The following is an 8,587-nucleotide window of genomic DNA, read 5'->3' as shown; positions in this document are numbered from 1 at the left end:
ACACGTAGTATAAAATAAATACAATTTAAACAATTGGAAAATAAAAATTATAGAAAATTAACAAAAAAATTATATAATATATATGTACAACTTATGAAAAATCGGAGGTTAATTTATGAATGACGAAAATACTATAGACTTAAGTCAAATTTTTTATGTATTAAGCAAGAGAAAGTCTATAATAATTACAATTACTTTAGTGGCAGTTATTATATCTGGAATACTTAGCTTTTTTATCATGTCTCCTGTATATGAATCCCAGGCAACTGCAATAGTTGGTAAAAAGGGTGATGCTGCAAATTCTAGTACCCAATATAATGATGTTATGATGTATCAAAATCTTACAAAGACCTATGCAACTATTGGAACATCTAAATTAGTTACAGGAAAGGCAGCAGAAAAGCTTGGAAATGGTATGACTTCTGATAAACTTAGTAAACTTGTTACAGTTACACCAGAAACAGGTACTCAAATATTGGATATAACTGCACAAGGGGGAACACCAGAAGAAGCTCAAAATAGAGTTAAAGCTCTTTCAGATGCTTTCGTAGAGAATTCACCTAGTGTATACAATACAGGTGAAGTAAAAATCATGGATCAGGGTGAACTCCCTAAATCAGCTGTTAAACCTAAAAAAGCATTAAATGTGGCTATAGCATTCTTCTTAGGACTTATGGTATCTGTAGGACTATCATTCCTATTAGAATATATGGACAGTACACTTAAAACACCAGAAGACATTAAAAAACATCTAGACCTACCAGTACTTGGAACTATTCCGGTACATGACGAAATGTAAGGGGGAGCACAATGTTAATAGTACAGGATAATCCTAAGTCACCTGTATCAGAAGCATACAGGACGCTTAGAACTAATATACAGTTTTCAAGTTTTGATAATGAATTGGATACAATTTTAGTTACTAGTTCAGGTCCTTCAGAGGGAAAGTCAACTACAGCTGCTAATTTAGCACTTTCTATGGCTGAAGTTGACAAAAAGGTTCTCTTAATAGATTGTGATCTTAGAAAACCATCACTACATAAGAAGTTTAATATTTCTAACAACAAGGGACTTTCCAATCTTTTAATTGGTCAGTTTAAATTTGATGAAGTAGCTCAAAAATATAGTGATAATATGTGTATACTAACTTCAGGAACAGTACCACCTAATCCTTCAGAAATGCTTGCTTCAAAGAAAATGAAACAGTTTTTAGAGGAAGCTAAGAAGATTTTTGATTTTATAATACTTGATACACCACCAGTGGTAGCAGTAACAGATGCACAGCTTCTTTCAACTATGGTAGGTGGAGTACTTTTAGTAGTAGCAGCAGGACAGGCGGAAATAGGAGTTGCTGAGAAGGCTAAGGAACTATTAGAAAATGTCAAGGCTAATATTGTAGGTGTAGTACTTAATAAGGCAGAAGTTACTGGTGGTAAGAAGTACGGATATTATAACTATTACTACGGAGAAGGTAATAAGAAAAAGGGAAAGAAGGAGAAATAAATGATAGACATCCATTGTCATGTACTGCCGGGCATTGATGATGGTTCTAAGGATTTAGATATGAGCCTAGAAATGCTTAGCATTGCAGAAGAAAATAATACTACAAAGATTATAGCTACTCCTCATTATTACAGGGGAAGCTATGAAAATGAGTTTAAAGATGTGCTCAAACATGTAGAAGATTTAAATGCTGAGATTAAGACTAGGGGAATAGATATCGACATATTTCCCGGGCAAGAAGTTTTTGTAGACAAGTATACTTTGGATGCATATAAACATGGAATTATTCATACTTTAAATGATTCAAAATATATGCTCATTGAATTCCCTATGGATGTACTTCCAGAGGATGCTATAGATATTATATATGAATTAAAACTTTTAGGGATAAGACCAATAGTTGCTCATCCTGAAAGATATCTTTATATTAATGGCAATTTGATGAATATAAATAAATTTGTAGAAGAAGGCTGTTTGTTTCAGCTAAATACTACTAGTATAATGGGACTTATGGGCAGTAGAGTAAAGGAAGCAACACGTGTTCTAATGGATAATGGACTTTGTCATTTTATTGCTTCAGATGCTCATTCCACTGGAAAGAGATGTCCAAACCTAGGATTGTTGATGAAAGATATAAAGAAAGAATATAAAGAAGTTTACAGTTCTGTTCAAAGGAATGCAGATTGCATTTTAGAAAATGAAGAAATAGATGTTAGAATGAAAAAAATAGAAAAGAAGAAGGGTTTGTTTTCTTTTTTCTTTAAGAAATAAATAGTAAGCTATATTTTTAGAAATTAATTTCTAAAAATATAGCTTATTCTTTATAGATTAAAAATTTAAGCATAAGATATTAAGGAAATATATGATATTTGTAAACAATATGTTGAAAAACAGTAAATAATATAATAACATAAATGTATACTATTTTTTAGGGGGACGTACTCATGAGCAAAATAAGAAAAGCAGTTATACCCGCAGCAGGTCTTGGAACAAGATTCTTGCCAGCAACAAAAGCACAGCCAAAGGAAATGCTTCCAATAGTTGATAAACCAACTATACAGTACATAATAGAAGAAGCAGTAGCTTCTGGTATAGAAGAAATACTTGTAATTACAGGAAGAAATAAAAGATCTATAGAAGATCATTTTGATAAATCTGTAGAACTAGAATTAGAACTTGAAAGTCATAACAAATTGGAGCTATTAAAGCTTGTAAGAGACATAAGTAATTTAGTTAATATTCATTTCATAAGACAAAAGGAACCCAAGGGACTTGGTCATGCTATTCACTGTGCAAAGAGTTTTGTAGGAGAAGAACCTTTTGCAGTAATGCTTGGTGATGACGTAGTAGATGCACAGGTGCCTTGCTTAAAGCAGCTTATAAACTGCTATGATGAATATAAGACATCAATTTTAGGTGTTCAGCAGGTAGAAAAAAGTCAGGTTTCTAAATATGGAATAGTGAAGAACTTAAACATAGAAAAAGGTGTATACAAGGTTAAAGATCTAATAGAGAAACCAAGTGTAGAAGAATCACCTTCCAACATAGCAATACTTGGAAGATACATATTGATGCCAGACATATTTGACGTTCTGGAAGAAACTAAACCTGGAAAAGGTGACGAAATACAGTTAACAGATGCTCTAAAGAATCTTCTTGGACAGCAAGCTATTTATGCCTATGAATTCCAGGGAAGAAGATATGATGTAGGAGATAAATTTGGTTATTTACAGGCTACTGTGGAAATGGCATTGAAGAGAGAAGATTTAAGAGAGCCATTTATGAAGTATTTAGTAGAATTGTCTGATAAAGAAGGTTGGAGAAAGTCAACTGATAAGGGTTATGCTGAGGTTGCGGCTACTAAAGTAGGAAAACTTTAAAAATTTGAAAGCTATCATTCCTGGGGTGTAAAAAATAGGAAACCTGTAAAGTTTTACACTCTTTGGGTGAAGAAAAAAACAGGAGACTATATTATGATAATAAAGAAAGTAACAATAGCACTATTAATGACTACTATTGTAGGTTTTACATCAATTTTAACGACTACAGTAGTAAAAGCCGATACTGTTAATTATATTGGAGTTCAATATCAATCACATGTACAAAGTATTGGATGGCAAAATCCTGTTTCAGATGGAGCGGAAGCGGGAACACACGGAAAATCTTTAAGGGTAGAAGCATTAAAGCTTAATTTATTAAATGCTCCCAAAGGAGCTAAAATAAATTATCAAGCTCATGTTGAAAATATAGGATGGCAAAATGCTGTAGAAGATGGTGCTGAGGCGGGCACAGATGGTAAATCATTAAGAGTTGAAGCTATTAAAATATCATTAAAGAATTTACCAGGGTATTCTGTACAGTATAGAGTTCATGTACAGAATATAGGATGGATGGATTGGGTATCGGATGGACAAGCTGCAGGAACTACAGGTAAGTCTTTACGTGTTGAAGCAGTGGAGATTAAGTTAGTTAAAATATCAGATAACACTACGGTAGGTGTACAGTACCAAGGACATGTACAGAATATTGGTTGGCAAAATACCGTTCAAAATGGACAGATAGCGGGAACAGAAGGTCAATCACTAAGAGTAGAAGCATTTAAGATAGGTTTATTAAATGCTCCAGCAGGAGCTAAAATAAACTATCAAACACATGTACAAAATATAGGATGGCAAACTTCTGTATCTAATAATGCAGAAGGTGGTACACATGGAAAGAGTTTAAGAGTTGAGGCAATAAAGATATCTTTAGAAAATCTACCAGGATATTCTGTACAGTATAGAGCTCATGTACAGAATATAGGATGGCAACCATGGGTTAGTGATGGACAAGAAGCTGGTACAGATGGTAAGTCTTTACGTATTGAAGCTATTGAAATAAGAATAGTTAAACTTACAGATGTATTATCAGTAAGCTTAAATAAAGTTGAAAATACTTTAACAGTAGGAGACACAAATACTTTAGCAGCAACAGTGGTAACAAAAAATGATAATACAAATAAAGCAGTAACATGGACATCATCAAATAAAGCTATAGCATCAGTAGATAACACAGGAAAAGTAACTGCTGTAGCTCCTGGAACAGCAACAATTACAGCAACTACAGAGGACGGAAATAAGACTGCAAGTTGTAATGTAACTGTAGCATCTGATAATGGATTTGGCATTTCTCATATTACACGTTATGACATGCTAAAAGTAGCAAAACATCAAAATGATTCACAATTTAATGTACCTAAATTTGATGCTTCAACAATAAAAAATATCCCTTCAGCACAAGGTTTAGATGTCTGGGATAGCTGGCCATTGCAAAATGCCAATGGTACAGTAGCAAATTACAAGGGATACAATATTCTTTTTGCTTTAGCAGGTAAGCCTAAAACAAGTGATACATGTATTTATCTGTTTTATCAAAAGATAGGACAAACTTCTATTGATAGTTGGAAAAATGCGGGAAGAGTCTTTAAGGATAGTGATAAATTTATTCCAAATGATCCTAATCTTAAACATCAAACAGAAGAGTGGTCTGGTTCTGCAACTTTAACTGATGATGGAAAGGTACGTTTATTTTATACTGATTTTTCTGGTGCTTCAGAAGCAGGTGGAACAGGTGATAGTAACCAAATTCTAACAACTGCTCAAGTGAATATATCTCAGACAAATGAAGGTACTTTTAAGATTAATGGAGTATCAGATCAAAAATCCATATTTGATGGTGGTGACGGTACAATTTATCAAAACATTCAACAGTTTAGAGATAACGGTCTTTGGAGTTCAGGAGATAATCATACTTTAAGAGATCCTCATTATGTTGAAGATAATGGACATAAATATCTTGTATTTGAGTCTAATACAGGAACAGCAGATGGCTATCAAGGAGATGAAGCTTTATACAATAAGGCTTATTATGGTGGAGATGAAAATTTCTTCAAAACAGAGCATGACAAACTATTAAAAAGTTCTAAAAAACAACTTGCATCTTTAGCTAATGGTTCATTGGGTATTGTTGAATTAAACGACGACTATACTGTGAAAAAAGTTATGAAGCCATTGATTACTTCTAATACAGTAACAGATGAGATTGAACGTGCTAATGTATTTAAAATTAAAGGCAAATGGTATTTGTTTACAGATTCAAGAGGGCGTAAAATGACCATTGATGGAATAGGGGATAATGATATATATATGCTTGGATATGTTTCAGACTCCTTGACAGGGCCATATAAACCATTAAACGATAGTGGACTTGTATTACATACTAGTATTGCTACTAATGACATAACATTTACTTATTCTCATTTTGCTGTAATGCAATCTCAGGATAGTGATAATGTGGTTATTACAAGTTATATGACAAATAGAAGTTCCTTTGAGGATCACCAGTCTACTTTTGCACCAAGCTTTTTGGTTAATATCAATGGATCAAAAACATCTGTTGTACCAAACAGTACTCTTAAACAGGGACAACTTACTGTTGATAAGTAATGAATTATTAATTAAAAACTTATAAATAAGATTAAAGATTTAAATTTCAAGAAAATGCCGATGTAGTATCGGCATTTTTTTTATTTCTCATTTTTCTTTAAAAAGTAATATAAGTATAAAATATTAATAAAAATCAACATATTTGTAAAAAATATGTTGAAAATTAGTAAATACTGTAATAACATAAACATATACTATTTTTTAGTGGGAGGAATATAATGAAGGTAAAAAGAGGATTAACTTTATTTATCGCAGTCATATTATCTATATTTACAGTACAGTCTGCACAGGTATCAAAAGCTAAAGCGGATACAGCTGTTGGAATTGACTATCAGGTTCATGTCCAAAATATTGGCTGGCAGAATGATAAAAAAGATGGGGATATTTCAGGAACAGTAGGCAAAGGACTAAGAGTTGAAGGGATAAAAATACATTTAACCAATGCACCAGCAGGTGCTCAAATTAAGTATCAAGCTCATGTACAAAAAGTTGGGTGGCAGGATTGGAAAGCTGATGGAGATGTGGCAGGAACTCAGGGACAAGCTTTAAGGTTAGAGGCAATTAAGCTGCAATTAGTTAATATGCCAGGTTATTCTATTGAGTACCAAGCACATGTACAAAATATAGGCTGGCAAGGCTGGGTAAATGATGGAGATATAGCAGGGACACAAGGACAAAGTCTTAGGATTGAAGCTTTAAGAATTAGAATTGTAAAAACAGCAAATATTATACCTTCTGTACAATATGAAGCCCATGCAGAAAATGTTGGATGGCAAAGTTATCAGGAAAATGGTGATGATGCAGGAACAACAGGACACTCCTATAGAGTAGAGGCATTAAAGGTTAGTTTAAGAAATGCACCAACTGGAGCTCAAATTAAATATCAGACCCATGTACAAAGTATCGGATGGCAAGATTGGAAATTTAATGGTAATTTAGCTGGAACGGTTGGACAATCCAAAAGATTAGAGGCAATTAAACTAGAATTAGTCAATATGCCGGGATATTCTATTAAATATCAGGCACACGTACAAAATATAGGGTGGCAGCCTTGGGTAGGTGATGGTGAAACAGCAGGAACTACGGGACAAGGCCGTAGGATGGAAGCTATAAGGATAATGATAGTTAAGAACGGCAGTAGTATACCTGCCTATACACCAACTGTAGAGCCAACACCAGTACCAGATCCACCGAAGCCTCCTGAAGTACCAAAGTATATTGTGAATTCATTAAACACAGGTAATTCACAGCAGGCAGTTGTGGTTTATACTGATAATTATGGACAAGTATTTGGAACTTGTGAGACTTTTTCCTTAGTAAATGGAAATTGGACAAGAGCCTTTTCACCCTTTTCAATAGATGTAGGATACAATGGCTTTGCCTCTCCAGGGGGTAAACGTGAGGGGGATGGGAAAACACCGGAAGGAAAGTATTCCTTTGGTTCTATGATGTTTGGAAAATATGCTAATCCAGGAGTTCGTTATTCTTATAAGCAACTGGATAACAACGATGTTTGGGTAGATGATCCTAAATCGTCCTACTATAATCTGTATGAAAGGAAACCAGTCAATGGAAGGTGGAATTCAGCAGAAAATTTATTAGCAGCTGGAGACTTATACTCTTATGCAGCAGTCATTAATTATAATTCAGCCAGAACACCTTATTTAGGAAGTGCAATATTCTTTCATCAGTGGAGAGGACCTGGCAGTGGAACTTCTGGATGTGTAGCAGCAGATCGTAGTAATTTACTTCAAATGCTTAGATGGCTTGATCCAGGGAAAAATCCCATAATCATAATGGGTAAAAAATCAAATTTACAAAGTTTCTAAGTAAAAGAAGGTGTACTAAATGCGTAATAAAAAGATGTTAATATTCTCTGGAATTGCTCTAACAATTGCAGTAATACTTATTATTTTAGTGTTTTGTATAAGTCCGGTAAAGAAAATATCATCATATACCAAGTCTGATTCAAGTAGCTCGGATAGCGGTCTTATAAAAACACTGGAAACAATAGAATTTGATAAAAAAAGTGGTGATTTAAATATTAGTTTCGTGTTAACAGAAAAAGATTTAAACAATATCTTATATGAAGCTATAAAAAATAGTATAGCTGTGGATGGAATAGAAACGGATATAGATGAAAATAGCATAAAGCTATATATTAATTCTCATTTACTTAAAATAATTCCAACTCAATATATGCTGGAATTTACACCCAGTGTAGAGGATAATACCTTAATACTAAATTTAAAAGATGTAAAAGTTGGTAGAATTCCAATTCCTAAAGGACTTGTATTAAATGGATTGAAAGAAAATGCTTCAAATTATCTATCAATTGATAAGAGTAATAATTCCATCAGTATTAATAAGAATGCTGTGGCGCCTTTTAAGATTAGCGGTTTTAATATACAAGTTGATAAGTTAACACTGAATTTAAATTATTCAATTAAGTCAATTACAGATATAACAAACTTATTTTCACATAAAATGCCAGAAGGTGTAACTAATTATGTTAAAAAGATGTTTGGGAATTAATGTAGGATAGTATAATAAGAGAGAATCGTCATTTTGGTGGCGGTTCTTTTTGATTTTAAGTTTAA

7 protein-coding genes are annotated in these 8,587 nt (G+C 33.2%); all 7 read left to right on the top strand.

Going from position 1 to position 8,587, the window contains the following annotated elements:
* The first annotated feature begins 115 nt into the window (after window positions 1–115).
* The gene (locus RH99_RS16805; RefSeq protein WP_010240975.1) at window positions 116–799 is read left to right on the top strand and encodes a YveK family protein; all 684 of its coding nucleotides are present in this window, start codon (window positions 116–118) and stop codon (window positions 797–799) included.
* An 11-nt stretch (window positions 800–810) separates the two neighbouring features.
* The gene (locus tag RH99_RS16800) at window positions 811–1,503 is read left to right on the top strand and encodes a CpsD/CapB family tyrosine-protein kinase (RefSeq protein ID WP_010240972.1); all 693 of its coding nucleotides are present in this window, start codon (window positions 811–813) and stop codon (window positions 1,501–1,503) included.
* Window positions 1,504–2,274 carry a tyrosine-protein phosphatase gene (locus RH99_RS16795; RefSeq protein WP_010240970.1) on the top strand — a complete coding sequence of 257 codons (771 nt, stop codon included), beginning with the start codon at window positions 1,504–1,506 and terminating at the stop codon, window positions 2,272–2,274.
* Between the two features lie 173 nt (window positions 2,275–2,447).
* Window positions 2,448–3,383 carry a UTP--glucose-1-phosphate uridylyltransferase GalU gene (gene galU / locus RH99_RS16790; protein WP_010240969.1) on the top strand — a complete coding sequence of 312 codons (936 nt, stop codon included), beginning with the start codon at window positions 2,448–2,450 and terminating at the stop codon, window positions 3,381–3,383.
* Between the two features lie 93 nt (window positions 3,384–3,476).
* Window positions 3,477–5,987 carry a levansucrase gene (sacB, locus tag RH99_RS16785; protein ID WP_010240967.1) on the top strand — a complete coding sequence of 837 codons (2,511 nt, stop codon included), beginning with the start codon at window positions 3,477–3,479 and terminating at the stop codon, window positions 5,985–5,987.
* Window positions 5,988–6,205: 218 nt separating this feature from the next.
* Window positions 6,206–7,816, top strand: a complete 1,611-nt coding sequence (locus tag RH99_RS18365; protein WP_010240965.1) for a L,D-transpeptidase family protein — start codon at window positions 6,206–6,208, stop codon at window positions 7,814–7,816.
* A gap of 19 nt (window positions 7,817–7,835) precedes the next feature.
* Window positions 7,836–8,522 (top strand): hypothetical protein, encoded by a 687-nt coding sequence (locus RH99_RS16775; RefSeq protein WP_010240963.1) that lies wholly within the window; start codon window positions 7,836–7,838, stop codon window positions 8,520–8,522.
* The last annotated feature ends 65 nt before the right edge of the window (window positions 8,523–8,587 follow it).

Source organism: Clostridium arbusti SL206, from assembly GCF_000246895.1.
GTDB lineage: Bacteria > Bacillota > Clostridia > Clostridiales > Clostridiaceae > Clostridium_I > Clostridium_I arbusti.
The sequence above is the reverse complement of the archived record's forward strand: the minus strand, read 5'-3'. Positions and strand labels throughout refer to the sequence as shown.